Below are 25,222 nucleotides of genomic sequence, written 5' to 3'. Positions count from 1 at the left end.
GCAGGTGCCGCCATCGACATGGTCCGTCAGCAATTGTTGCCGGAATGCTGCGGCGCGGCAATGCACAGCCGAGCAATAGGTCTGTCGGCCAGAGGATCGTTGAGAACAAGGCCGGGTGGGCGGCCCCATTCGACCTGCTGAAGGAAGGGCAGGTTCACCTCCGCCTTGGAGTTGCAGGCTTTGAGGGGAGCCACTAAGGCCGAGTTCGAGTGGCTCCAGCCGGCGAAGTCGACCGAAAAGCAATATTCTCGTGGCATCTGCTCCGTACTGTCGTCGATTGTAGCCAAAAGAGTATTTATCGACCGGCTTCCCTGCGGAGTGATCAGCTTCCCACCGACCATCAGCCTGTATTTGATTCCAACGAGGATATCCGCGATGTCCGAATGTACGGTTTGTCCACTCCATTCGATGACCGTGCGTACCCGGTTCTTACCGCGATAATTCCGGTTGCTCGCGACGTCGTGGAGATCGTCGGCACTGAAAGTCACGCTCCGGACGTCCGCCAATACCGCCTTCTTGCTCGTTCTCGCATTCGTGTCGACGTTCTCTAGGAAAACGCTGACGCTTTCGGTCAGCCCCTTCGCATCCCATTCGACCTTCACCAGATCGAGAACGGTCAGCGCGAGGTCGGCGTTCGCACGTGCGGCAACGGGCGGTCTGGCCACGATTGACAGGGGCTCAGGCCTTGCGATGAGCCAAATGCCGAGGCCGACGAGTGCGGCGCAGACTAGAAGCACTATCAAGGTCAAGACGTTATGGAGAATGACGATGAGGCGGATCAGTTTCACGTCCTGATCGTTCACCACACTGCGGACGGCCGTGTCCCGTTCGATCAATTGACCGATGCGCGTCGGCGTGAGCGATGCGTAATCCTTGATGTCGACATTTGGAGCGGCGCGCAGCTTATCGACGACGCCCTTCATGAGGTCACCGCCGATGCGGTACTGGCCGGCCCAGAGATAGACGAAGAAGCCCACGATGCCGAGAACGGCTGGCAATCCCTTCAGAAAAACGAATGCATCCACGTCGATTGTCTCCGCACGGTAGAATTTTGCTCAATTTTCGCTTGCAGGACAAGTCCGGCGCAATCTAAGTGAATCCATGGTCGCGCGGGAGGAAAGGCTGCGACATTCGTGCATGGTATTAGATTTTAACGGAGATTTGTGAGGGGCGTGGGGACAGATGAGCGTTCACAAGATTCGCTATGTAGTCCGGCCGCCCAGCGCCTGCCCAAAGGAGTTGCTTTCCGGCATAAGTCCCGGCGGCCAATGCGAGGTGGATACCGATTTCGTGGCCGCATGTGCCATCGGAGAGCTCCTTCAGACCGGTGGCGGATCGAGCAGGCCATTGGCCCTGCTGTTCGAAGAGCTCCTCGTCCCCGGCGGAGACGGACTCATTTGGAAGGGCAAGGGGCCTGGCCGCGGCAAGGAGATGCGGCGCGCGTTTTCGGGGTTGTTCGGGCGATTTTTCGCCCGGGCTTACCTCGCCCGATACCACGGTTTCGATTGGTTCACACCGATCGACGGAGATCCAACGAACGTCTCGAAGCGTCTGCGTGTCACCAGACTAGCCGGAAAGGGGACCGAGCTTCCGGATTGGATCTGCGGCTCCGGATCGGGTCGAGTTGCGGTCGCCGAGGCAAAGGGTACCAGTCAGGCATCGAACGGCACCGGCACCGGGTTGCCTGGTCCTATAAAAACTGCCGACGGCCAACTCAAGGGAGTCGTGGTCGAGAGATTGCGGAACGTGGCCGGGAAGGAATAGCTGGACCGCGGTTCGCGCAAAGGGCTGGGCGGTCATGTCGCGTTGGGGGGTCGAAATCCCACCACGAGGTGCTTTCCTCTACGTGCTGGATCCGGACACGCACGGCGAACCCCCGTCGGCCCACGAACGGGACGATATAGTTCAGGACATTGCCCGGGCTCATGTCGGCTACCTTCTGGCCGGCATGGGGTTCAGCGAGATGGCATCGCAGCTCTTGGCGGAGCACGTTGCCGGCGGCAACAGGCCTCTGGAGGGAGCGTTCCTCGGGTCTGACGGTGAGGACTCCGCCACCTATCTAGGCGTACCCGTTGGGCCGCTTGGCGTGCTGCCGTTTCCCCTCGGTCAAGCTCAGACCCTCGCCCAAGCGATGCCGAACTCGATCCGGTTCGTAGGGGTCGATGCGGATGTCATCCGGAGAGCTCTCGCAGGCCAACGCCTCGACGCGAGGGCGCGCCGCAGCGACGGACCGGTTCAGATCGGCGGAGACGGTCTGCTCTATGCTCCGATAGATCGCGTTGCGCCGCGTTCCTTGGCGATCTGACGGAAGGACGATCCCTCTCGTTCGATAGATAGGGCAGGTTCCGACACTTGGAGCTCGAAGACAACCGAGGACTGAAATGCCCCAGCCAGAATGGGAGCGATACAAGATTGCCGACAAGTACGCCGAACTCACTACCGTGCGGCATATCGTGCACCTGCCTGTCGCCCGCCGGATCATCGAGGACGGACGGATAAAGTCCGGGCTTGTCTTCGACAAGAGCCGGCTCAACAAATCACGCATCAGCGTCACCTGGCTGTCGGCCAATAATTGGTCGCTGGGGTCACTCTATGGGACCGTCGAATTTCAGTTCGATTGGGAGAAACTCGTCAAACACAAGAAGATCTACTGGGTCGAGGCGATGCCGAACTACCACCCGCCGGCCTTCCGTTTTCTCATGGCGTTCGAGGATATCGCTTCGCCGTTGGTGACGAAGTACGATCCGGAGAAGGATGACGGCCCATTGAGGCGTGTCGACGGGAAGTGGCGGTGGCATCCGGATTTCTGTTCAGAGTTTATGGTTGCGGATGATTTTCCGTTGTCGGACATCTCGGGATTGGACTTCGTCCGGCATCACCAGAATTACTGTCGAACCAAGCCGGATTGCTTCGAGAAAATCGCAGACCCCTCGCCTCAGACGACGTCAGGCAAGCTTTTGTCCTACGTTCTGGCGCATGGAGTCCACGCCTTGGACAAACACATGCAACCGGATGGCAGCGGAAGGAATCGGCTCCTCGACATGGCCAGCGCCTGGTTGTCGATCGGTTTCAATCAGGTGGAATATGCTGGATCGGTCGCCTCGAACGAGGATTGCGATTCCGTCATGAAGGGCGCATTGGCGCTCTTCGCAGTCGATAAAATGGATGACGGCAAGAGGCTTTTGAAGCTGATCGCAGGAAGCGCGCAATCTGTTTCCGCACTCACTAGGCTGATCCGAATTCATTTCGGCTCGCCTACCTGGGACTTCGGCTTGTGATTTGCGGGAGATCAGCGCTTGCGCCGGCTCAACCGATCTTGCCCATGGCGACGAGGTGCCCGTCGGAGCCGATCTCACAGTACGTCGCGGCTGTACCGACTATGATGAATACCAAAGGGTCGGACTTGTGCCTTCGCAACTGCTTGCGCCACGACCGCCGGTCGACCCAGGACGGCGTTGGATGCCGCTCGGGATGGGTGTGCCACTCGCCCACGAAGTTCACGGCCCCTCCACTTTCGAACCACTCTCTGCTCGCGATTTCCTGATGGCCCTTGTCCTGCCGCACGAATCCGAAGCGGGTGCGGCGGTCTTCCGGCATCGGAGTCGTGCACTTCAATACTTCGACGTGCGGGCCTCGGTAGCGTCCCAAAAGTATGCCGCCGGCCTCGCGATCCGACTCCGGCGGAGCCGCGAAGCGCGCGAGCTCTTGCGCGACGGCGTCGGCGAGGGTCACCAGACGGCCCTTCGCGAGAAAGATCATGCGCTTCCGCCGCAGGCGGGACACTTGACGACCCGCTTGGGATTGCCGTCCTTCACCTCGTTGGCGGTCCGATGATCCATCGTGAGAGACCGCCAGCGATGACGCTCGCCGTTGTTCGCCCAATCGAGAACCATGTCGCACGCGAGGCCGGCCGCGCTAGCCGCCCGCGACACGGGGAAGGGGATGTAGTGGGCGTCTCCGCACGCGAGATTCCGGGCGGTCTCGATTTCCACTCCCTCGCGTAGCAGCCGGAATCTCTTCTCGCCTGCGAGCTCAACCTTCAGACACTTGAAGCAGGCGAGATCGGGATCGTGCGACATGAAGCCGACGGCGGCGGCACCGTTTCCTTCGAGCCAAGTATAGAGGATCGGCGGGAAGTCAGGACGCTTTCTTACGGCGTAGTCGTTCAGCGCGATCGACAGCGCTTCTTCGCCTGTGGCATCGATGCACAGGTCGTACCGCTGCAGGATTGCCAGCTGCTTCATGATCGAATCGCAGCTGAACCCGATGTCCAGGTGCGGCAGCTGCTGGCCCAGAAAATCGGCGCAGGCTTCGGCCTTGTTCCACGTGAGATACGGCGCGCCGAGGAGGTGCCGGCCGAGATTCGCGCCCTGGAGTTCGTCGTCGTCGACGAGCATCAATCTTCCGCCGCCGGCGCCGGCACCGCTTTGAGCCAGGTGCTGCGCAAGAAATCCGCCGACCGTTCCGCATCCGATCAGCAGGATGCGCTTTCCTGCGAGGTTCTTCATGTGACCGAGATTCCTCGAAAAGACATAGCCTTCATCGGCGGGGACTCCCACATAGCCCGAAATTTCGACAGCGGCCGGTATCCGATCGAGCGTTCGCGCGATGCTGGCTCGCCTGTTCTTCAGGAATTCCGGCGTCCGATAGGGTTTGGCGATCTCCGCCGATACGAAGAACCTTCCGTTCGGCGCGGACAGGCAGATCCATTGGATGTGGAGATCTTTCGTCCTGGCGAACGCCGCTTCGATCGATCCGAGCGCATTGGGGGCCATTTTCTTCAGCCAGCCGTTGAGCTGCGCCAGATCCTTGGGCGGCCACGGCAGCTTCGGATCGAACGAAAGCGGCGGCACCAGAATTATCGGGCAAAGGATACCTGGACCAGGATCCTTCACGGTGTTCCTCCGGTGCAGCTTCGCGAAACTTGTTTTGTCGTGGGAGACGACGATGGTTTTGTGCTCCGGATCGCGGTCCAGCCTGAGGATGTGGACCTTCGCGTCGCCTTCGAAAGAAGGGGGCAGATCGACCAAGACCTCGCCGTCCGACCAGTAGCCGCCGAACTCCTCGGCGAGGTCGTCGACCAGGCGGCCCCTTACGGCGTCACGCAGCACCTGGTCCGCACGCTCGAGGCACTGGATGATGGTCTCGGCGGGCTTGTAGCGGTCGAGCACGACGCTCTTGCGGTCGAGATAGCAGAACGTGCCGTCCGAGCGGAGCACATGCGGGACCTGCCCCTTCGATCCCGCTTCCGGGTCGGTCAGGCAAATGACCGGAGGCCTGATGAAGTCGAGGTCGTCGACGGATACGACCGCCGGGACCTTGAGTCCGGTCTCGTCGAGAAGGCCGATGTAGTGAAGGCCACGACGCGAAAAGTCGCGCCGGAAGTTGCGCTGACTGAAGGCGTCGTGAATGCGCCGGACAGAATCGTCGTCCCGCTCAGGCACTGGTCGATTTGCCGACCGTGGGGGCGGCGGCGATCCTCGGAGCATGCGAGCGTATCTCGGCATGCGCGGCCTTGGTGACGTCGACGAGATCGATCTGATCCGGAATGCGGTCACCGAACAATGCGGTCAGCCTTTCAATGGCTTCTTCGGGATCGAAGCACTTCTCGACGATCTCTGTGAGCTCCGCATCGAACTTCTTGGCCATGTCGATCGCGATACGGCGGCTGGCCGCACTCAGTCTGCCGTCGACGCGCTCGTCGCGGTCGGTGGGATTGTAGACCGGGCCTTCCAGCAGGCGCGGAAGACGTTCGGCGATCCGCAGCAGCGCCAGGTCGTCACGGCCGGGAACGTTCGGACGGCCGAGGTCCTCGCACGCTTCGAAGGCGCACACCATCAGAAGGATCGACGATACGTCGTCGAGATGGGGGCGGTGGTGGTCGCGCCAGGCCTTCAGGTACCGGCAGACGCGGCGAAGCACCGGACCATAGATCTTGATGGCCTCGACGAACCAGTCCCGGATCTTGCGCGGATCCGACGAGATCCAGTCGTGCTCGCGATGGGCGAGCAGGACGCAGTCCGACGGCAGCGCGTCCCAACGATCATCGCTGTCGACGCGCGCATCGCGGGCCATAGCGTCGAACGACTTCATCTGCTTCTCGAGCTTCTCGAATTCCGCATCTGGAATCGCGTACAGCGGCACGTCGATGTGCGAGTTCGACGAGATCACCAGCCGCGAGCAGGTCGGCTTCTTCCCGAACTGCCAGCCTTCTTCCTTCGCGAGCTTCTCGAGCGCGGCGTCAACCACCTTGAAGAAGGCGGTAGCGGCGACGGAAGGCCGCTGTACGCCCTGGATAAACGTCATCGGGAGGTAGGCGCCGTCGTCGAGGTCCATCTGCTGCGGCGGGGTCCAGCACGGATCGTTGATGGTCCGATATGCGAAGCTGCCCTGCGTGAAAAACCGGGGATGGACTGTCACGCCGAGCTCCTGCTTGGTCAAAGCCGCGAACGTCTTGCGCAGGCAATCTCGAACCTTCTCGCGCGCTTCCATGAGGCACGCGCGGTCGGTATCGGCGATGTTCAGGTTCTTCAGGAAACACGCCGCGTCGCCAGACGCGTGCAGCACTTTCGAGACGTTGGCCATGGCCGATCTCCATCTGGAAAAGCGAGGGAGATCTAGACGGTGGACAATGCCCTCCAGTCGCACAACCGCGCGAATCAGACTCTATCTTGAGAGTCCACTAGATTGTAGAACAGAAAATGAACATTTCATACGGGATTCCCGAGCCTCGGTGGATCTCCGATGCCACAGCGTGCTCCGAAACTAGAGATTGCAATGACTTTTCAGATACTTGCTCTCAGCGGCGGTGGCTTTCGAGGCCTGTTCACAAGTTCGGTCCTGGCGCGCCTGGAGGAGCAGGCAAAGCGCCCCCTTCACGAATGCTTTGACCTGATCTCGGGGACATCGGCAGGCGGCATTATCGCCCTCGGTCTGGCGATGGGAAAGAAGGCCGAGACGATTCAGGAGATGTTTCTCAAGCACGGGGAAGAGATATTCCCCCGCGGGGAGACGCCGAAAAGCCGGCTGGCGCAAATGCAGGCCCGGTGGTTCGAGTGGCGACATCCCAAGTACGACGGTACGGTGCTCCGGAGCAAGATCGAGGGCGTGCTCGGCGCCGACGCCAAGCTCGGCGACGCGAAGACGCGCGTGCTTGTTCCGACGGTCAACATGACCAAGGGAAGCGTCCAGATGTTCAAGACCGCGCATAATCCGAGGTTCATGACCGATTACAAGGTGAAGGCCGCGGACATCGCCATGGCGACGGCGGCCGCGCCGCTGTACTTCCCGATGGCCGAGATCGGGAACAGCTATTTCATTGACGGCGGCGTGGTCGCGAACGCACCTGACCTTTGTGCGCTGCACGAAGCTGTCCAGTTCCTGGATCAAAAGATCGAGGACGTATCGGTGATGAGCATTGGCACGACCACCAGCAAATTCTCGCTGCCGACGTCGGCGGGACGCAATTTCGGCCAAAGGGACTGGCTCGAGAACAACCGGCTTCCATCGACCATCATTTCCTCGCAGCAACAGCTGGTCGATTTCATGCTCAAGCATCAGCTCGGCGATCGCTACATCAGGTTCGACGAGCAGCCCTCCGCCGAGCAGATTTCCGATCTCGGGATGGACCTCGCGACCGAGAGCCGGCGGAAGACCCTGCTAGGGATGGCGGACGGTTGCTATCAAGCGCTGTGCAACGATAGGCGCGTCATCGATATGTTGGCACATCGGCCTACCAAGCCGACGTTCTATCACGTGTGAACTACGCAAGAGGGATCCAACGCGTAACATCGGCAGATTGCCTGAAGGCCGCGAGCAGGTTGAGATGCGAGCTACTCGTGGGGCCGGAAAGCTAGTGCGGGATCATCGAGGTTAAAGTTTCGGTCAATGTGTCGCAATCGAGATTTGCCAAATGGAACGTTGAAGTGAAACAACACGACTATTCGTTGCACGGTGGACTGAACCGAGCCAAGGTCGGACGCTACCTAACGTTGATCGCCGCGTCGGTATCGGCTGCGATCGTTTTCACGCTGCTTTCCGTGGTCGACGTGGCGAACCGCTTCGGGCTCAATGTCAACCTGCCACCATCGGTCCTTTCCCTCGTCGGTGCGGGCATGGTCTTTGCGGCGCTCTATTGGACGCTCGATCGGTACGCGTGGCGATGGCCCTTTCTGAATGCGGCGCTGAAGGTCCCGGATCTCGCTGGGAGCTGGTCCTGCGAAGGACGAAGCCTCAAGCCCGACGGGAGCCTCGGCTACGCATGGAGGGCGACCCTCACGATCTTTCAGACCTGGGACAAGATCCGAGTGAGGCTGAAGACGGATCAATCGGGCTCCGACAGCATTGGGCAGCCCTGATCTGCGACGACGCAGAGGGATATAGGCTTCTGTACAACTATCGGAACGACCCGGCTATCGGAGAGGTGGACTTAAGAAGCCATCTCGGTTCCTGCATGCTTATTTTCTCGAAAGATCTGGAATCAGCAGAGGGCGAGTATTTCAACGGTCACGGCCGCTTCACATTTGGCACGATTAGTTTGAAGAGGGACCATGGTAAGGGACATCAATAGTCGACTGAACAAACTGCGCCTGCGTCGCAGGGGCGTCGACCGTCTTGGAAAACTCAACGAGGCTTCCCGCAAGGAAGTGTTGTCGAAGAGCTTGGCTGCGGAAAGCTGGCAGAATAGGGCTCCGTCGCATGCTTACACGCGATATGCGCTTGGCGCGATGCAGGAGGTGGGACCTGAGTACACCAGAATCAGTGTCGAAACGGCCGAGCGCGTGGGCAACCAAATCCAGAAATCCATCGATTCGGTCGAATTTCGGCTTCAGGGGTCGGTGCCCCTCAACGTCCATATCCGGGGAGTCAGCGACGTCGATCTGCTCGTGCTGGAGACCGGTTTCCTCATATTCCACTCGTCGGGGCCCGCGGCAGGCACCTATGTTCCCACGGCGCGCAACTCGCTTGGAGTGCTAGGCGAACTACGTTCCTCGATCGAGAAGATCCTGCCATTGAACTTTCCAGCCGCCGACGTCGATACGTCCGGTGGGAAGGCGGTCGCCGTTTCTGGAGGGTCTCTGGCGCGACCGGTGGATGTTGTTCCGTCCCACTGGTACGATACCGTCGTCTACCAGCAGTCTAGACAGATTCACGACCGAGGAGTTGTTATTCTCGATCGCAAAGTGCCGAAGACAATCGAGAACTTCCCATTCAAACACATAAAGCTGATCGAAGATCGTTGCAGTTCGTGTCTCGGCGGCCTGAGGAAGGCCATACGGCTCTGCAAGAACGTCAAGGCTGATGCGGTCGAGGAGGGTACCAAGATCAATTTCCCCAGCTTCGACATAGCCGCTACCATGTATCACGCGGATCAGACGGCCTTGAAAATCGGATATCTCTACGAGTTACGGGTCCTCGCGGAGGTGCAGCGACATTTGGATTACCTGTATCACAACCCTGAAGAAGCAAAGAAGTTGCGCGTCCCGGACAGCTCCCGGTTCATTTTCGACACACAGGAGAAGTACGAAGGCATGAAGGCGCTCTCACATGAAATCGATGATCTCGTGAAGAACGTCGCCAAGGAGCAGAAGCCGCAACTGACGTTCGATCTGGGCATACCCTGGGGGGTGGCGCGAGGCGCCATCGAGTCGATCGAGATACCGAGTTAAGTCGTCGGGCCGCTAAAGCCTATTGACGCTGCCGCGTTCGAATCTCCACGTCGTGCCCTTGGAGACCAGGTAGAGAGCCAGGATCCCGGGAACGAGGGACATCGCCACGCAACTGTTGAACGCCGATCCTTTGTTGACAGGTGGGGGTATCTCTGAGGGGGGAGGGAAGAGGCGGTAGGACCACCCCGTGATGGTACAGCGCGAATGATGATCTACGGCAGCCATGATCGCTCCATCGTGAATCGCCTCGTTAAAAGCGATTGCTGCTCGCACGGTCTCCGCAAAATTCTGGTCGAGGAATTGGCCCACCTCGGGGGAAGGATCGCGCGGCATTGGCTCGGCGAAACGTGGTAGGTTATTCTGATGGTAGAGACAGCAAATCAGCGGATCGAAAGCTGCTGGACGTCCAGCCAGAATCCTGAAGATTTCGTCTATTCCAGTCATCGCGGCTTCGGTCTTCGACATGATCAACTTTCTTCAGACCCGGCTTCTATTTACGATAGTCGTCTGTCTGGCGATAGCGATATTCGCAGGGTTGAAGTTTGCCGATGTATTCACCGGCAACACCTACGAAGACGTCTGGATATTCTCCAGGTATGTCTTTGGCATACCTGCTGCTCTTGCTGTCGTCATCTACGGGGCATGGCGTGCTATCCCGATACTTCAGCGTATGACATTCCCCTATTTGGGTGGCCGGTGGACCGGTGTGCTGCGCTATGGTCCACCCGACAGGCAGGAGCTCAGGGATGCCACGCTGACGATCCGACATCACTTGAGCGGGATGTCTCTTGTCCTCGAAACCAGGGAATCGACCTCGACTACGCTGGCGGTTGTAGCCACACGCGATCCTACCGGCACGCAATACCATGTGTACTACGTCTTCGAGAATCGACGGAAGGCTGAGTACACTAAGCCTGGGCTTCCTACGATTTATCGAGGCGTGGCTATAATGAGTGTTGGGATGTCGGGGACGAAGACTTTAAGCGGTGAATATTTTACGGACCAGCCGACAAATGGCATCGCCGAGTTCAAACTGGAGAGGCACGCCTGGTTTTAGGCGACGATGCCGCGCCCGATCTTGCGATCGGCGGGTGTGGGCGCATCCATGACCGGGCTGTACCGCTAAAGGCCTCGCAATCGATTGGGCGCAGTTGTCGACGCAACGGCATAAGCTCTATCGGGCGGCGCTTGACGGGGTCATCGGCGGAAAGCGGATACGCTTGGCCTCGGCGTTTGTTGCCACAATGAAATTTCTGAATCTTAGGCCCTGATCGGTTCATTTATTTAATTGGACGGTCGATTCGGTAATTGCGATTCTGGCGCATGTCCGAACTCACCGTGCAATATCTCGTGCTCGAGCGTCGCGATCCGGCCCGTAACATGGCGCGGTTCTATGTGCTCACGATCGAGCCGACGCTGTTTGGCGATACGGCATTGGTGCGTGAATGGGGGCGCCTCGGTGGGCGCGGTCGACGGCGGCTCGATTTGTTCGATGGTCACGCGCAGGCCGTCGAGGCCCTTGAGTGTTGGCTCAGGCGAAAAACCAGTCGTGGTTACGTCCAGCGGCACTCGTCAAGCTGTGACCCGGCGTGAGATGCTGGGCTGGACGAAAAGCCGAAATAAGTATATCAAAGTAATCTAAGGTCGTTTCAGTCCTATTCGCAAGAATTGCAAAAGTATTCCATAATCTTCATTATGCGAATCCAAGTAATCCTAGCCGATCACAACCTCTTTTAGTATCGAGCATTTGCAGAACGAGCTATTTGCCAGCGCAGCAATTCAACCCAACTTGCCCTGCCCCAACGCGCTCTCGTGCTGATCAATCAAGTGACGAGTACGCGAGCTGACTATTTTATCTTCGATATTCGCAGCCGTTTGAAGCAAACGTTCTCAAGCCGTGAAGTCGACCTTGTCCGTCCTTCCCAAGGCCGAACGTAAACGGAAGTGGCTTCTCAGCTTGCCAGTTCCCTCCTCGGCCACCCGCTTGCGAGCGAGGGTCCGACAGGCCTCCAGAACGTCCCAAGGGATCTCTCCGAGGTCATCGGCGACCTCGACAAATGACCGCCAAGCGGCGGACGACAATCGTTTCGACACTGGCTCGAGCAAATCGTCCAATGCAATACCAGCGTCTGTTTCCGCATCATTGTCTGATCCGAACAGATAAATACGTCCGCGCCAGATGATGTAGTGACTTTGACAGCCGGTATCGCGCCAAACAGAAGGAAACACACTCATTTTTCCTCCTTCCGCATTGTAGATACGCCAGGCGGGCCCACTTCTTGGATCGAGGTTGACTGGAAATCGTTCGCCGCAACCGCAAGGACAGGACAACACAAGCCAACGTGGACCACCGCGGTTGACCAGGACAGCATCGCCGGGTTTCGACAGGTGCTGGTCCGCCTCGCCTCGTGAAGAAACCTTCGCCCGAAAGTTGAGAATGACGATGCCCATGAATTCGCCTCACTGCGGTGCGAAGTTGTTGTTGAGAATGCGCTCTGCTAACACGTACGCAGCGGCGCGACGCTCATCCTCAGGACCTTTCAGGTTTGGATCTTTGGCCGCCTTGTTCAGAAGGGCCAGTGCAAGAGCCGCTCCGTATTGATCTGCTGACGCGACACGCGCGGCATAGTGCCGGATCTGTCGCACGGCTTCGTGAAACCAGCGATGCGGATCGCGCGGATCACCGTGCCCGAGCAGCATGTCGAGCGGCTTACCACCATACGGTTGCTCAATCGACCTCCACCACTCATCGAAGGACCAGAGCTCATGATTATCGAAGGCATCGACCAATAGGCTGGCCTCCAAGGTCGCTATGTCCCACACCAGCGGTCCATCCTGATTGGCATAGAAGTCGATGACGAGCGCCTCGTGCCCCCTCACCTGAACATTGTCGACGTGGAGATCGCCATGAATCTTTGCGAATAACACCGGAGAACTTGCGCAGTATTCGAACAATGTAAACAGTCGATCGCGGTCGCATCTCGAGCCGATCGATCGCGCCCTTTGCATCCGGCGCCGGTCAAATTGCTTTGGAAAGCGCGGACCCAGGGTCTGCGAAAGTGGCGTATCTCGGCGTTCGATATTTCGATACCACGCTTGCAGCGTTCGATCGAACAGGCACGATATTGCCGGCCCGGCCCGGCCGCTCCGTGCGGCAAGCCTTAGACTCTCGCAGGATTCGATGAGATCGCCGACCAGCACACCGCGTGTCGATCCGAGACAGCATAAATCGTAGTTCAATCGCGGCCCGAGATTGAAAGGCACGTATTTCTCGACATTCAATTGGTAATTCTGAAATTCTTGAAAGATCTTGCTGCGATCACCGAGTTTGACAAAACGCGGCATAGTATGAAAGGCGCCGAAGACCGGGTAGGCACGGTATACGGCAGCCCCGGACCGGCCTTCGGTCATTGGACTGAAATGCACGGCCGTGTAACCTCTGAATGCGCGCTTCAGAAGGACTTGGCCAACACCAGCGTCGTTCTCTCCAAACTCGCATTCGGGAGCGAAGCTGAAACTGACAGACTCTTGTACGGCCTCGCCGGGGAGATGCCGAACCAAGAAGTTGGCCGCTTCCGACCAATTGGCAATGGGCGACAAGATGGTGACGTGCGGCAGCGGGGGGAGAGGCATCGGATCGCCCAATGATCTCTGCCACGTGAACTGATTGCGCAGGACGTCGCTCGGAAGGTTGCTGGCAAACACACGCGCCTCTTCCAGACATCTATACACTTGCGGAAGACCAGCAACGCCGAACGGCACGACAAAGACGCGGCATTCGTAATCAAGCAGGTGCTTAAGGCAGCTTCGAACGATTCGCTGGAATCTTGATGGGTAATCTTGTTGCTGGACGATTACGACGGCGGCAAGGCTCGCCAACAGAGCAGGCTCCATCGGCTGAAAAGCGGTAATCTGCTGTTGTCTGATCGTGAGGCCGCGGTCTTGAAACGGCGCCTTAGCCTCAGCCGGGGGATCGGCGCCGATCCAGCCAACCTCCGACCGACCAAAAGCTGTAACGTCAACGATTGACATTTTGAGCGAGACGGCCTTGGAGAGCCAATCCATCGCCCCTTGCCAAAACGCCTGCCCGCGAGCAGACGATGCAGTCCTGGACGGGCTCACCCTTGACCGACCGGAGGCGACTTCTCAGACCATCATACAGAAGATGCCGCGCCGGCGATGGCACGCCGACAACAGCGGACAAGAACATGGTGATGGCGAGCGAGGTAATAGTGCTGTTGATCGAGATCACCGCGGGCGCAGGTTCACGAGCGCCGACGAGATAAGGATCCTGCTTGCGCTCGGCCTCCGACATCATGTCGCGGCGGACCTCGTTACCGTCCAAGAGGCCACCGCAGGTGAGGCAAGCCAATCCAGGCGACAGCATCTGGGCGCGGCCGGTAATGTGAGTGATCTTGCCCCCCTTAACGGCGATAACCGTCCCGATATCGATGCAAGGAATGAGATATTGATAAGCTAATTGCTGAAGGACGGCTCGACTACCGTGTGAATCGGTGCAGCAAAACAGCACATCAACGTCTCGCAATTTCTTTGCGGTTTCGACGAAGACGACGTTCTCTTGAAAAGAGGTGACTACGGCACGAGGTTGAACTGCGCGAATATATCGCTCGGCCACCGCGACTTTGGCCTGCCCCGTATCGGCAGATGCGGACCCTGCCAAGCGGTTCAAATTAGTCAGCTCGACGTCATCTGGATCAACTAGAACGAACTCCTTGACGCCGAGGTGAGCCAATTGCTGCACAGCCAGCGATCCCGTGCCACCAAGTCCCACGATCCCCACCCTGAGGCTTTGGAGGATGCTCTGCCCGGCACGACCGAAGGCCCGAACCTGCCGATCGTAAAGATCGGAAGGGTCGTGTGATCGACTGGGATCAAACAGGACTCGTCGATCATCCCCTACCGCAATCAGACGAAGATGTCGGTCGCTTCCAAGGTAGCGACATGCATACCCTCCGTCGCTCACAACAAGGGCCAGATGCTGCAAGTCAGGGGTTCGATGCCGAAAGAAGTGTGCGAGAACCTCCTCGCCCGCATCGTCAATGCGCGAAAACTCGGGCGCGGCCCTCCCGGGATGGCTATGCACAAACACCAGGCTACTTTTGGTCCGCGCAGCAATCTTTGCCCACCTGGCGATGAACGCAGGCCGCAGCTCTGCTTCGAGTTGGCTGCGCCGAGTGTAGTCGTCTTCAGCGGGCACTACGACCTCTCGCACCAACACCCTTGCACGACCGTCGGCCCGAGACGTTCTGCCGCACATCAAGACCAAGCATAACTCGGTTCGACCGCCCAGCACGGAGCGCCGGACGAAGTCGAGATCGGCAAAGGTGATGAGAAGATCGTCCACTATCGTGCGGGGTTTAGACGTTGCGCGATGACGTTGACATAGGTCAGCATGTTGTCGCGATTTGGATTCCAAGATTGCAAGTGCCACGAAAACCAAGTGCCTCGCGGCTCACCCCCTGGGACCGGATTGGCATCGTTCGAGGCGGTTGGAGCGCCGCCGTCCACCAAGCGAACAGGCCCCGGTTCCAACCAGAAGCAATCCGGTTGTGCCGAAGGATATCCCGGTGGCAGCAGAAAAATGACGGTCCCTTTAGCGATGCTCCAACCTTCTGGAAGATCGAATTCCGGAATCTCAACCAATACAGCTCCGTTGGACATCGGGGTTCGACGCGCCAAGGGAAAATGCTGTTGGAGCGCCGCAAACTGCTTATCAATGATTTCCATGTCCAAATGTCGCCGGCGGCACTGCAAAAAAATGCTTGATCCGATCGTTCAGGGGCACTGTATCTGGGTCAGCGATCGGACGATCCGGCGTGTCTCCCTGCTCTTCCAAAAAAAGCTGATAATTCGCTTCGATCTTGGCGATCCGCTTAATGTCGGCCCCGGAGAGATAAGAATGCTCGGTCTCGTATTTCACCCCATCAACGAAAAAGTGGAATTCCTTTTCTTTTTTGTCGTTCATGATCTCCTACCTGCTCCGGTGCGGCCTCCCGACGAAGACCGATGCGCATGCTATCAGCTAGAACAAATAAAGAACAGTGTCAAGGTCTTCTCCCCTTGGATCTTGCAGCTAGGTGCCTGTCAGTTGCGCCGAGTTCGTGCGGCTCAACGTGACTGGCGGCTACCAGCGAGTGGCGAAACGCCGCCGCTTCGCGCGGGCCTAGCTGCGTCCTGGATCGCGGAAGCAATCTAAGCGGCTGCTTGCGGCGCCGCGCGCGGGTGAATTCTTCAAGCTTGCACGTCAACTATCCTCAATCCCGACGCGGGCATGACCGTTCCGAGCTGGAGTGCTACGCCATCACCACGCCCGCACCTCCAAGACAAACCAACGAATGAATGGCGTGAGTCGACAGGAGGTCTCGAGTGCCTCTAAGATGTAGGGAAGTAAGTTCGCGGAAGCCGCGTACGGGTGGGGCAGTGAACTTCCAGGTGACGGTTCTCAAGGTGCTGGTCAGCTATCCGGACGGGTTCGCCGTCCTGGAGGACATCAAGCGCGATATGGCGATTCTGGCCACCAGCGGACGGGACTGGGCCGAACGCACGAAGCGATTGGCGGCCCGCGTGCCTGACCTGGATATCTTCTCCCAACGTCTCATCGAGCGAAGGAACGGCGGCTGGCGCATCACTGATAAGGGACGCGAGGTTCTCGCGGTCATGGAGGCGCGGCCCGCACCAGCTCAGCCAATGGAGCTGCCTGATGCCCGCGCGGTCGAGGAGCCGGCGCCAGCCACGACACTGTCGCCGATGCCGTCGATCACGCCGGTTCGACGCCTGCGCAAACAAACCCGACGCCAAGCGTTGCGGCAGTTGCAACGTGCGAGAGCTCGCTCGTGAGCAAAGGACGGGCCTTGGCTCCAGCATCGAAGATGATTGATTCGTATAACCTTCATTATGTAATATCCGAAGTTGAGTTTGCATCAAATTGTGTAGTCTGAAGTTGGTCCCTAAGTACCTGCTGTCGTCGGTTGCGTAGTCGCGTGATCCCCGCTAGAAAAGTCATCTTCAGCAAGGGTGCTCACAATGGACGACTATTCGGACGACATAAGACGACCGTTGTGGCCGCGTATCGAAGTGTATGCTGGCGCAGGTCGCAAGCGTCGGCCGGATGTTGGTGCTGGACGCTGTAGCGGAACCGTTGGAACGTTCAAAGAAGTGTGGGCCTCAGAGGCAGGCCTCGCGCAAGAACCGGCTTTGCGCAAGCCCGCCATTTAACCGATGGCAGCATCATTAGCCGTGAACACGGCGTCTACGCCGGGAAGCTGCGCATGCGCCAGCGTCGTGCAGGCCGTGTTGCGGTCCAGGATCAGCCGACGTGGGTCAGTAAGGCCGCTCGCAACGGCGTTGTCGCGAAATCCGAGCCGGCGGCGGGTCGTGCGCGGGTCGGTGCCGTCGATGAACGCTAAGTTCTTGCGTCCTTGCGCGACGAAGTGCCGGGCGACGGTATCGCCCGCCTGGTAGTTATCGAAACCGACGACTGCATCGATTGGAGACGATGGCAGCTCCCGTGTTTCACCTACGGGACTGCGTGCATGCCGCAGCAGGCGAGCGCCCTCCTCCGTTGCGGGTGATCCGACCATGATGATCGCCTCCGGCCGCCGCGACAGCAGTGCAGTCAGCAGGCGATCCTGCGAGGGGAGAGTCGTAGCGCGACTGCGCGAGAATGACTGAGAATCCGAGCGGTTCGAGCACTGACAAAGGCGCCTGCGCATGCCGAGCGTCGATACAGACCACTGGAAGATCAGCCCTACGAAGCTCGTGCCACAGCCAACTCGCCATCGTCCCGGTCTCAAAACAAATGCGCTCGGCGTGTGGAGCTCGCTTGCGGAGCAGTGCCGTGAGCGCCCGGGGTCGGACTTGGCCTTTCCCTCTAACAAGACCTGACCGACCTCGTCGAGCACACACACTGACGTTTCATTCTGCGAGACATCCAGCCCAACATATTGCTTCATAGCCCCTCCGATTCGTAAGATGGTGGAGGGCTTGAAGATAGTGGACCTTTCGTGCCGCGGGCGCGACCGCAATTACGTCATCGTCTGCAATATTGCCCCCCTAAGCCGGGATCGCGCCCAACATTGACCCAGTTGGGCTGTTGCGCTGCCTGCTTTGGAATGAAGCAGGTGGTCGGCGATGCTGGTCATGGAGACGATTGCGCGAATACGGCGTGAGCACTTCATCAGAGGCAAGACGATCAAGGAGATCGCCTGTGACCCGAAGGTGTCGCGGAACACGGTCCGAAAGGTACTGAGGTCTGGGGAGACCTCCTTCGAGTTTGACCGCCAAGTGCAGCCGCGGCCAAAGCTGGGAGGATGGCCAGTAGAGCTTGACGGACTGCTCGCGGCGAACGATGCTAAACCGGCTCGTGAACAGCTGACGTTGATCCGGATCTTCGAAGACCTGCGCCGGCCGTGGTAACGCGGTTATAGTTCTGGAATTCAAGTAGAGGCATTCAACCGCTGCTCGCCTAAGCGACTGGCGCAATAGCCACCGTTAGCCTTCTTAGGAGAGCCAGTTCGGCCTCACCAGCGGCCGTGCGCCTAAGTACCAGCTTGGCAAGCTCTGTTCGATTGACGGGAGTTCGCATACTTGCAGGCAGCGCCGCCACCGCTTCATCATAGATCTTTCCCAACACCGAAAGAATTTCCGCATCGAAGACCTCACCTCGTACCTGCAACACTTGTACCAAATCTCCTGTCGAAACATCGCGCTGGCGACTCGCTGCAACAAAGCCTGCCTGACCTACTTACGCGGGCTGATCGTCCGCGTCGGCGAAAGGGTGCGCCCGACGCTCAGTTTGTCTCCTTCCAATCGCTGCGGCCAGACCGGACAGTCGCGCGCAAGCTGTCGCCGGCCAGCTTGTAGGCCCACGACCCCGATTACGGCCCACTGGCTTCGGATTTCCTGGTCTGACCAATGATGTCGCCACTCGGTACTCTACCGTTAAAGCCCCTAGATCCCAAGTCGAGCGGCCTGCGTTGACAGTTGCTCCGCCTCGGCAAGCCGATAGGGTGGGATGTCACTACGCACTGTGGCCAACAAGGACTTACAGAACGCAGGCGTGAGCTTGCCGCGGTGAATCACGACGTTTTCGCAGCCCGTCGCCGCCCGGGCGTTCTGCCACTGCTGATTATAGCCGCGTTGTTCGTTGGACTTGACGTGGCAAGCGGCGAAGTCGGCGTCATCCAGCGTCGCCAACTGGCCCGTATGTACCGGTCGCTTCGTATGGATGTGAACCCACATGGGGCTCGGCATTGCACCATTGCGCAGCGCCTTGGGTTGCAGCTTAACCTGAAACAGCACCCCTGGCTCGCCCTTTAACGCGCGCGGTAGATCGGCAGGCGCCAACTCCCCGGCCGCGCGCAACTGTTCAAGGTACTTCTGCGACGGAAAGCCGTAGGTCTTCATGCATTCAATCCTAGTCAATGCCCTTCGCTCGTCCAAAGTCTTGGCGAGCCCCTGCGCCTCGGCCCGCATCATCTTGAGTCGGACTAGCTTGCCATGCACCTCGGGCACTTGCGTTGGCGTGAGTAGGATACGTCGACCAGGCTCCGCGAGCGAACCCTCACAAGCCTGCATTTCGGCGGCCTGGGTCTGCAGGCGCTCGATCACGGCATCCACAACGTGGTCGGCGTCCTCGGGCTTCATTTGGCGGGCTTGCGAGACGGCCCGTTGCTGACCAGCCAGATCAAACTGCAAAAGTGCGTCCAACCGCTCGAGTAGGCGCGCCAGCGTCTCCATTGATGGCGGGGCCTGCCAGATCGCCAAGTGTGCCGTCGCCGAGGATGTCGCCCTCGCATGCGCCTCTTCCGCGCTCACGAGCTTCTTCGTACCCAGATCCGAGAGCACCACAACTTTGGCTGCTGGCGCCGTGGCTTTGTCGGTTGTAGCGATCTGCAGCTGCGTCCCGTCGCGTGCCGAACTCCCGGCGAGAGTGCTCGGTGTACGTTTGGCTTTACCCTTCCTGCGCGCAGAAGTGCCTTCGGCCGCTACAGCCTCTCGCGTAGCGTTGGCCGGCTTCGCAGCCCCTGCTTCGACCGCCGGTGAATTGATGGCCGACGTTTTGGGCTGTAGATCCAGCAGCCGCATAACGTCGTGTGCAGTGACCCACGCGCTTTCCACGATCTGATGCAACAGTTTCAATGGCAGGTCGTCACCGGTCCCCTGACCCCTTAGCTTTGAAACGAGGTTGTGCACTCCCAACGCAAATTCAGAAAGCCGCTCCATAACTCCTTCCAGGACCGCGCAGTGCGCCGCGTCGAGTGCGCGTCCTTGGCTCTGTAGAACTGCGTCCTTTGTCGATATGAATGCCGGAAAAACGTCATCGATGAAAGTGCCGAGCAGGCGAGCCCGTCCGTTCTCGGCCATGAGGATTTCCCTCGTGGCTGGGTCGAACGTGCTTTCGAGAGGCTCAATCATGATTTGTGCGAGAGCGACCTGCGATTGCAGATGCATGCACTTGGTGTGCAGTGCCCAACCGCTGTGCAGCCGCAGTGCGGCCTCGTCGGCCTGCCGCTTTTGGGCCGTTACATTGGGTAAATTAGCAGTAGCGGCGCAGACGCATTGCATCCGTTCCGAACGCAACGCCTTCTTTCCCCACCACTCCATGCAGTCCGCATAGCGGTTTGCTACGCCGGAAACCGCTCGGTTCAGTAGGTCAGAGGGAGTGTTGGATAGCATCCGTTGGAGCACGACGGTTGCACTTTTCCTGCTCTGCTCCAAGGCGTAGATGGTCGGGGTGGCCAGAGCGTTACATTGCTCCGCCGCATGGAGCACCTCGTCCCGGAGACCGCGAGCCTGATCGTCAGACAGAATCCTGCGCGCCTCGTGCTGGGGCAGGCTGGCGTAGTACTCCAGAACTTTTGAGCCGACCTGGATGAGCTTGTCGATCAGCTCTTGTGCCTCTGACGAGCTCCGCGCTTGCATGGCCGCCTTACTGCGAGCGCCAACTTCCGAGAGCAGGCTTTCCATTTGTCGCTTTGTTGCCTTGATCTCGTCACCCGTCGATGAAATGGGGACTGCCATATCCGAAGTTCGCGGCTGGCTGCCGACCAACGCCGCTCTATCCTGAGGCCAAGAGCGCATTCGCTCCACGATGGAATAGAAGGATTGGCCGCCCTCCCCAGCGGCGAGACTCGATTCTGAACGCAAACTGCTCGAGTCCCAAGTGCTGTCGGCTCCGGGAGCCCCAACGAGCGATTTGCCAGGCCGGCCAATACCCGTCATATTCTAACTCCGATCCAGGCGAGAACGTGAAGCCTAATTAGATAGACGGCTTGGCTGACGATCAGCTGACGAACGGCATTCTCCCGGACTCACCACGAAAATCAGAATCACCGTGCTTCCAATTCCATAGAAGATGCCTTGGTTTGAGGTTTCCGGTCTGCAGACACGCGTCCTGCTTTGCAACCAGGCCGTGGAGACGGAGCGCAACACTCCCCGCCCTAAAGCAGAGGCTGGTGGGCCCTCAGCAGGCGAGGTATCGGACGCGCACGCTGCAGAGCCGATGGTGCGATCACAGTCGGGCTGAATACGCAGAGCATTCGATTGACCTTCGCGGGCAGTTGGAAGCGATGATCTATCGGTGGTCCAGTCGCGGGAATACTGCCTTTGATAGCGCTAGTTCGGCGCAGAGACCGAGAGTGGCGCGAGTGCAGGAGACAGCCAGCGGGTCGTTTTACACGCAGGCGATTGATCTCAGTCAGCTTTCGTTGATTTGCACAACCTTCATTTTGGAATATCCGAAATCAGAGCTGCATCAAAATTGTGCTGCCTGAGGCCAGTCTATTTTTGAGGGCACTCGCAAGGGAGCACGCATCGACGAATGCGGTGAAACGATTCGCAAACAAGCTTACAGATGCTCCGCGTCCAGCTCGGCGAGATTCGCAAGCGCGTTGCCTCGCTTCTCATCACGCGTGCGCTTATAGGCGAATAGATCCTCTGCCCTAATCCTGCGATGACGCCCCACTGTCACGTGCTGAATTTCGTTCTTCTCTAGCAGAGAAACCAGAAACGGACGTGAGACATTTAGGATGTCGGCAGCTTGCTGTGTGGTCAACATCTCATGCACAGGCACAAGGGTCACCGCATCGCCGCGGCCGATGTGCCGAAGCAATTCCATTAAGAGGCTCGACAGGGCCGGCGACAAGGTTATCTCAGCAGCCTTTTGAGCATCGTCGAGCACGCGTAGCTTGGCATCCCCAGTCGCATGCGACGCGAGTATTTGACGAAGCTGGTTGGCTGCCGCCTTCTCGCTCGCGGAAGGCAGGCGAGTACCTCCCAGCTCTTCGGCGTAGGCTGGCATCGTAATCGTTGTTCTCCTCGGTACGGCATTGTATGTAGGCTATATTCGAAATAAACGCAACAAGTGAAATAAACGAAAATACTGAAGTTCCGGTTGGCTGGGGTCCCCTCCCCGGGGTCAAGTAGCTCAATGCAAGGTGAGACTTTCGGGGCCGCCCCGGATAAGCATGGAATGCTGCGGAACTGGCCCAGGACCGGGCAACCGCCCGGTGAAGTCCAGAAGTAATTCTGGGCAGAGCCTACGCATAGGGGGAAGGCTGTTTTATCAAGACTGATCTTTTTCCGTTCAGCCCCCCGGCCCTGCTCTCACATCCTAACAGGACCGACGGCTTCATCCGCAATGTGGCTCGGCTCTGACCCTCGATACGCATCCGAGGGTCGTGCAGTCGGAGCTTGCGCTCGTGCGCTTCTCGTTCCACGCCGATTAAACGGACCTAGCGAGGCATGGCTGGGGAGATCTTCATATTCTTTCAGCACCTGAGCCCAATCCGCCCCATTGGCGATGACATGGGTAGACAACGGCCAGCCGCGTCGCGGTCGGCTGCGTGGAGTATAACCTATAGCTGTTAGAACGGTCTATCTGGACCCTCAACTGATGCTCGCTTGGGCTGCTTGCGCTCTGGCTAATCGAATGACAGGAATAATGAAAGTAAGATCAACCGATGAAACGCCACGACGAACAAATGTCCAACAACGCGAGGACAACCGAACGGGCCTTCAGCGGCCCTCGTTCGGCGCTTCGGGTGATGGATATCCTGCAGGCGTTAGCGGCCGAACCGGAAGGTCTTACGCTGGCAAAGCTCAGTGACCGCCTAAAACTGCCGAAAACGAGCGTCTTCAGCCTCATGCGCGCGCTCGAAGGCGGGGGATATGCTCGCAGCGACAACGGCCACTACATTCTCGGCGATCAAGCGATCAAGCTTGGCGCGAGCCTGGCTCAGGCTCGATCGTTCCCGAAATGTGCGCGTCCCGTCCTGGAGCGGCTCGCACGAGAGACCGAGGAGACGATCCTGCTCGGTGTCCTCTCCGAGGAGGGCCACGAGATATCTTACGTCGATGTCATCGAATCGGAAAAGCCGCTGCGCTTTGCGGTCCGCATCGGCAACCGGCGGCCGCTGTATTGTACGGCCGCAGGAAAGGCGATGCTGGCATTCCTACCAGAGAATGTTCAGACGGCGTATCTGACCCAGACCAAGTTTGTAAAGTTCACGGACGACACATCCTCGAAAGAGGAACTCGTCGCCATGTTCCCCGAAATCCGTCACCGCGGCGTCGTTGTCGACGCTAATGGTATAATTGATGGCGCCACCGGCATCGCGAGCCCCTGTTTTGACGAGGCCGGCCTCGTCAGCTGCTCGGTGACGATCGCCGGCCCTACCGCGCGCCTGCTGCTTGCGCGCGAGCACATCGAGCGGCTGACCTTCAAGGCCGCCGAACAGATCTCGCAGATCCTCGGCTATCGCGGCCCATATCCGCCGGCAGAAGATTCTGCCGAGCGGGCCGACACCGGCAAGCGGCGCAAGAAATGACCTCGCGCCAGGGACGCCGTCCGGTCAGCCGTCAATCCAGAGAGTATCCCTGATTTCAGCGCCGGCGGCCTGCACGTTCTTGTCCATCTGCAGCAGCTCGAACAACGACGAGCCGGTCTTCAGACGGTCGCGCAGCTCGATCTCCTTCCGATTGCGCTCCCGTGCGCCCTTCACCGCACGCTCGAGCGAGCGCAGCGGAATCGCGAGCGCCCCGTCATCATCGGCGACGATCACGTCACCGGGATCCACACGTACGCCGTCGCAAACGATCGGCACGTTCACCGCGCCGGGGCCGCGCTTTTCGGGATGACTGGAGGAGATCGACGTCGACCAGGTCAGCGAGCCGAGCTCACGCAGCGCAGCGACATCCCGGGCCGGACCATCGACAATGATGCCCGCAATCCCCTTCTGCTTGGCGAAGGTCGCGGCCACGTCGCCCCACAACGAGCCGTGCGCGCCACCGCCGTTGACGAGGACGAGCACCTGGCCTCGCTGCGCGACGTTGAGGGCGGCATGGATCATGAGGTTGTCGCCAGGGAAATTATACGACGTGACGGCTTGGCCCGCGATCCGCTGGCCTGGCGCGATCGGCCGCATGCGCGAGCTCATGAGCTGCATGCGCCCCTCGACCGGGCCGAGTGCCTCGTGCAAATCGGAGACCGGATATTTTGCGACCTCGGCCAGGAGGTCTGCCGGGCATTGCGGAATGCGCTTGTAGATGACGGACTGCATGTTTCCTCTTTCTGTAAGCGTTCTTCACGTACGAAGGGTTTTCAAGTTGCCCGGAGCCGCATCCTCGGGTGCTCACACGAGCCGCATCTGCCAACGGTCATGATCGAGCATTGCATCAGCCAAATCCGTACAGAGCCGCCGGATTTCGAACCATGATCTTGGTCAGGACGGTTTCGTCGCACCACGAATAAAGCGCCGAAAGGAGATCTGTCGCGTCAGGGGTCGGTCCATGCGTTGCGGCATGCGGCCAGTCGGTCGCCCACAGCAGACGATCCGGTGCCTCAGCCAATAAGGCTTCGACGAGCGGCTCGAGCTCGTCATAAGCCGGTGCAGCGGTATTCATGTGATACGGCGCCGAAATCTTCGTCCAGCAATTGCCCGATCGGAGCAGCCGAAGGAGAGCCTGAAAAGCAGGTTGTTCCGTTCCCTTTTGGGCGTCGGGATCGGCCAGGTGATCGATCACGAAGGGGCACGGCAATTTTTGCAGCCGGTCCTCAAGCGCGACGATGGAGCGACCGTCGAGCATCAGCGCGACATGCCAGCCCCATCGCCGAATCCGGGATGCAATTCGCTCCAGCTGTGCGAGCGGCAAGCTGCCTGGCCGGGTCGCAATGAACCTCACGCCTCTCGCGCCCTTGTGGTGTAGCTCGTCGAGTTCTTCGTCCGAGACATCGGGATCGACGACGACAACTGCACGTGTTTCCACGCCTGCGATTTCGCGCATCGCATCGAGCTGCCGGCTGTTATCCGATCCATAGACGCTGGCCTGGACGATGACGGCACGATCGATGCCAAGCCGCTCGGCCAACGCCATATAGGCTGCGGGTGTTGCAGCAGGCGGCGCGTAGGTCAGCTCGGTCCGATAGGGATATCGGGCCTCCGGGCCGAAGACATGGAAATGGGTATCGGTCCGTCCCGGCATGGTCTTGAAACTTGCTTGAGAACTCCGGGTCACCGTTCTTCTTTCTTCTT

At 59.1% G+C, this 25,222-nt stretch carries 25 protein-coding genes and 2 pseudogenes; 11 read left to right on the top strand and 16 right to left on the bottom strand.

Annotated elements, in window-relative coordinates; translation table 11 throughout:
* Window positions 1-26 precede the first annotated feature (26 nt).
* Window positions 27-1,025 carry a hypothetical protein gene (locus L6639_RS37645; protein ID WP_128929574.1) on the bottom strand — a complete coding sequence of 333 codons (999 nt, stop codon included), beginning with the start codon at window positions 1,023-1,025 and terminating at the stop codon, window positions 27-29.
* 157 nt (window positions 1,026-1,182) lie between these two features.
* Here L6639_RS37645 and L6639_RS37640 point away from each other — a divergent pair, with 157 nt between their 5' ends.
* Together L6639_RS37640 and L6639_RS37635 are read left to right on the top strand one after the other, a co-directional pair.
* Window positions 1,183-1,764, top strand: coding sequence for a hypothetical protein (locus tag L6639_RS37640; RefSeq protein WP_128929573.1), 582 nt, complete (start codon window positions 1,183-1,185; stop codon window positions 1,762-1,764).
* Window positions 1,765-2,381: 617 nt separating this feature from the next.
* Window positions 2,382-3,278 (top strand): hypothetical protein, encoded by an 897-nt coding sequence (locus tag L6639_RS37635; RefSeq protein WP_128929572.1) that lies wholly within the window; start codon window positions 2,382-2,384, stop codon window positions 3,276-3,278.
* A gap of 28 nt (window positions 3,279-3,306) precedes the next feature.
* On the opposite strand, the gene L6639_RS37630 is transcribed toward L6639_RS37635, so the two are convergent.
* The 3 genes from L6639_RS37630 to L6639_RS37620 are packed head-to-tail and all read right to left on the bottom strand — an operon-like array spanning window position 3,307 to window position 6,585.
* Window positions 3,307-3,759: a Mov34/MPN/PAD-1 family protein gene (locus L6639_RS37630; protein ID WP_128929571.1), complete on the bottom strand. Its 453-nt coding sequence runs from the start codon at window positions 3,757-3,759 to the stop codon at window positions 3,307-3,309.
* On the bottom strand, window positions 3,756-5,444 hold the full coding sequence (locus L6639_RS37625; RefSeq protein ID WP_164934235.1) for a ThiF family adenylyltransferase: 1,689 nt from the start codon (window positions 5,442-5,444) through the stop codon (window positions 3,756-3,758). Before L6639_RS37625 ends, L6639_RS37630 begins: the two co-directional genes overlap by 4 nt.
* A complete protein-coding gene (locus L6639_RS37620; RefSeq protein WP_128929569.1) occupies window positions 5,437-6,585 on the bottom strand; it encodes a CBASS cGAMP synthase in 1,149 nt (382 codons plus the stop codon). Before L6639_RS37620 ends, L6639_RS37625 begins: the two co-directional genes overlap by 8 nt.
* Before the next feature lie 192 nt (window positions 6,586-6,777).
* Here L6639_RS37620 and L6639_RS37615 point away from each other — a divergent pair, with 192 nt between their 5' ends.
* The 4 genes from L6639_RS37615 to L6639_RS37605 all read left to right on the top strand — a co-directional run bounded on the left by L6639_RS37615 (window position 6,778) and on the right by L6639_RS37605 (window position 9,668).
* Window positions 6,778-7,761: a CBASS cGAMP-activated phospholipase gene (locus L6639_RS37615; protein ID WP_164934236.1), complete on the top strand. Its 984-nt coding sequence runs from the start codon at window positions 6,778-6,780 to the stop codon at window positions 7,759-7,761.
* Between the two features lie 230 nt (window positions 7,762-7,991).
* Window positions 7,992-8,357 carry a Cap15 family cyclic dinucleotide receptor domain-containing protein gene (locus L6639_RS43140; protein ID WP_276575774.1) on the top strand — a complete coding sequence of 122 codons (366 nt, stop codon included), beginning with the start codon at window positions 7,992-7,994 and terminating at the stop codon, window positions 8,355-8,357.
* Entirely contained in the window at window positions 8,261-8,569 is a 309-nt protein-coding gene (locus tag L6639_RS43595; protein WP_210214794.1) for a Cap15 family cyclic dinucleotide receptor domain-containing protein, read from the top strand. Before L6639_RS43140 ends, L6639_RS43595 begins: the two co-directional genes overlap by 97 nt.
* Entirely contained in the window at window positions 8,550-9,668 is a 1,119-nt protein-coding gene (locus L6639_RS37605) for a nucleotidyltransferase-like protein (protein WP_128929567.1), read from the top strand. The genes L6639_RS43595 and L6639_RS37605 overlap by 20 nt, the downstream gene beginning before the upstream one ends.
* A 12-nt stretch (window positions 9,669-9,680) precedes the next feature.
* On the opposite strand, the gene L6639_RS37600 is transcribed toward L6639_RS37605, so the two are convergent.
* On the bottom strand, window positions 9,681-10,133 hold the full coding sequence (locus L6639_RS37600; protein ID WP_128929566.1) for a hypothetical protein: 453 nt from the start codon (window positions 10,131-10,133) through the stop codon (window positions 9,681-9,683).
* Here L6639_RS37600 and L6639_RS37595 point away from each other — a divergent pair.
* Complete coding sequence (locus L6639_RS37595) at window positions 10,132-10,725, top strand: Cap15 family cyclic dinucleotide receptor domain-containing protein (RefSeq protein ID WP_128929565.1); 594 nt, start codon at window positions 10,132-10,134, stop codon at window positions 10,723-10,725. The two genes, L6639_RS37600 and L6639_RS37595, sit on opposite strands and share 2 nt — an antisense overlap.
* Before the next feature lie 266 nt (window positions 10,726-10,991).
* Window positions 10,992-11,261 (top strand): WGR domain-containing protein, encoded by a 270-nt coding sequence (locus L6639_RS37590; protein ID WP_128929564.1) that lies wholly within the window; start codon window positions 10,992-10,994, stop codon window positions 11,259-11,261.
* A 297-nt stretch (window positions 11,262-11,558) separates the two neighbouring features.
* Here the strand turns inward: L6639_RS37590 and L6639_RS37585 are convergent, their stop codons facing one another.
* The 5 genes from L6639_RS37585 to L6639_RS37565 form a co-directional block, all read right to left on the bottom strand.
* Complete coding sequence (locus tag L6639_RS37585) at window positions 11,559-12,119, bottom strand: ubiquitination-like system serine protease family protein (protein ID WP_128929563.1); 561 nt, start codon at window positions 12,117-12,119, stop codon at window positions 11,559-11,561.
* A gap of 9 nt (window positions 12,120-12,128) precedes the next feature.
* The gene (locus tag L6639_RS37580) at window positions 12,129-13,733 is read right to left on the bottom strand and encodes a phosphotransferase (RefSeq protein WP_128929562.1); all 1,605 of its coding nucleotides are present in this window, start codon (window positions 13,731-13,733) and stop codon (window positions 12,129-12,131) included.
* Window positions 13,687-14,886, bottom strand: a complete 1,200-nt coding sequence (locus L6639_RS37575; RefSeq protein WP_232995573.1) for a HesA/MoeB/ThiF family protein — start codon at window positions 14,884-14,886, stop codon at window positions 13,687-13,689. The genes L6639_RS37580 and L6639_RS37575 overlap by 47 nt, the downstream gene beginning before the upstream one ends.
* A gap of 146 nt (window positions 14,887-15,032) precedes the next feature.
* On the bottom strand, window positions 15,033-15,416 hold the full coding sequence (locus tag L6639_RS37570; protein WP_082847948.1) for an E2/UBC family protein: 384 nt from the start codon (window positions 15,414-15,416) through the stop codon (window positions 15,033-15,035).
* Window positions 15,403-15,654, bottom strand: a complete 252-nt coding sequence (locus tag L6639_RS37565) for a multiubiquitin domain-containing protein (protein ID WP_042336969.1) — start codon at window positions 15,652-15,654, stop codon at window positions 15,403-15,405. The genes L6639_RS37570 and L6639_RS37565 overlap by 14 nt, the downstream gene beginning before the upstream one ends.
* Window positions 15,655-16,109: 455 nt before the next feature.
* On the opposite strand from L6639_RS37565, the gene L6639_RS37560 reads away from it, so the two are divergent.
* On the top strand, window positions 16,110-16,526 hold the full coding sequence (locus L6639_RS37560) for a hypothetical protein (protein WP_128929560.1): 417 nt from the start codon (window positions 16,110-16,112) through the stop codon (window positions 16,524-16,526).
* 374 nt (window positions 16,527-16,900) lie between these two features.
* On the opposite strand, the gene L6639_RS37555 is transcribed toward L6639_RS37560, so the two are convergent.
* Together L6639_RS37555 and L6639_RS43745 are read right to left on the bottom strand one after the other, a co-directional pair.
* Window positions 16,901-17,401, bottom strand: coding sequence for a type 1 periplasmic-binding domain-containing protein (locus tag L6639_RS37555; protein ID WP_128929559.1), 501 nt, complete (start codon window positions 17,399-17,401; stop codon window positions 16,901-16,903).
* Window positions 17,379-17,641, bottom strand: a pseudogene (locus tag L6639_RS43745) (IS110 family transposase); the annotation flags it as partial. The pseudogene L6639_RS43745 and the gene L6639_RS37555, both read right to left, overlap by 23 nt.
* Before the next feature lie 178 nt (window positions 17,642-17,819).
* Here L6639_RS43745 and L6639_RS37550 point away from each other — a divergent pair.
* Window positions 17,820-18,092: pseudogene (locus tag L6639_RS37550) on the top strand (IS21 family transposase); the annotation flags it as partial.
* Window positions 18,093-18,638: 546 nt separating this feature from the next.
* Here L6639_RS37550 and L6639_RS37545 read toward each other — a convergent pair.
* Window positions 18,639-20,912: a hypothetical protein gene (locus L6639_RS37545; RefSeq protein ID WP_128929558.1), complete on the bottom strand. Its 2,274-nt coding sequence runs from the start codon at window positions 20,910-20,912 to the stop codon at window positions 18,639-18,641.
* A gap of 625 nt (window positions 20,913-21,537) precedes the next feature.
* Window positions 21,538-21,996 (bottom strand): helix-turn-helix domain-containing protein, encoded by a 459-nt coding sequence (locus tag L6639_RS37540; protein ID WP_128929557.1) that lies wholly within the window; start codon window positions 21,994-21,996, stop codon window positions 21,538-21,540.
* A 655-nt stretch (window positions 21,997-22,651) separates the two neighbouring features.
* Here L6639_RS37540 and L6639_RS37535 point away from each other — a divergent pair.
* Entirely contained in the window at window positions 22,652-23,518 is an 867-nt protein-coding gene (locus L6639_RS37535) for an IclR family transcriptional regulator (protein ID WP_128929556.1), read from the top strand.
* 24 nt (window positions 23,519-23,542) lie between these two features.
* Here L6639_RS37535 and L6639_RS37530 read toward each other — a convergent pair whose 3' ends face one another.
* Window positions 23,543-24,250: an RraA family protein gene (locus tag L6639_RS37530; RefSeq protein WP_128929555.1), complete on the bottom strand. Its 708-nt coding sequence runs from the start codon at window positions 24,248-24,250 to the stop codon at window positions 23,543-23,545.
* 115 nt (window positions 24,251-24,365) lie between these two features.
* Window positions 24,366-25,172: an amidohydrolase family protein gene (locus L6639_RS37525; RefSeq protein ID WP_164935742.1), complete on the bottom strand. Its 807-nt coding sequence runs from the start codon at window positions 25,170-25,172 to the stop codon at window positions 24,366-24,368.
* Window positions 25,173-25,222: the final 50 nt, after the last annotated feature.

This window comes from Bradyrhizobium zhengyangense, assembly GCF_022012555.1.
GTDB lineage: Bacteria > Pseudomonadota > Alphaproteobacteria > Rhizobiales > Xanthobacteraceae > Bradyrhizobium > Bradyrhizobium zhengyangense.
Note: the sequence above shows the minus strand (reverse complement) of the source record. Positions and strands in the feature narration are given on the sequence as shown.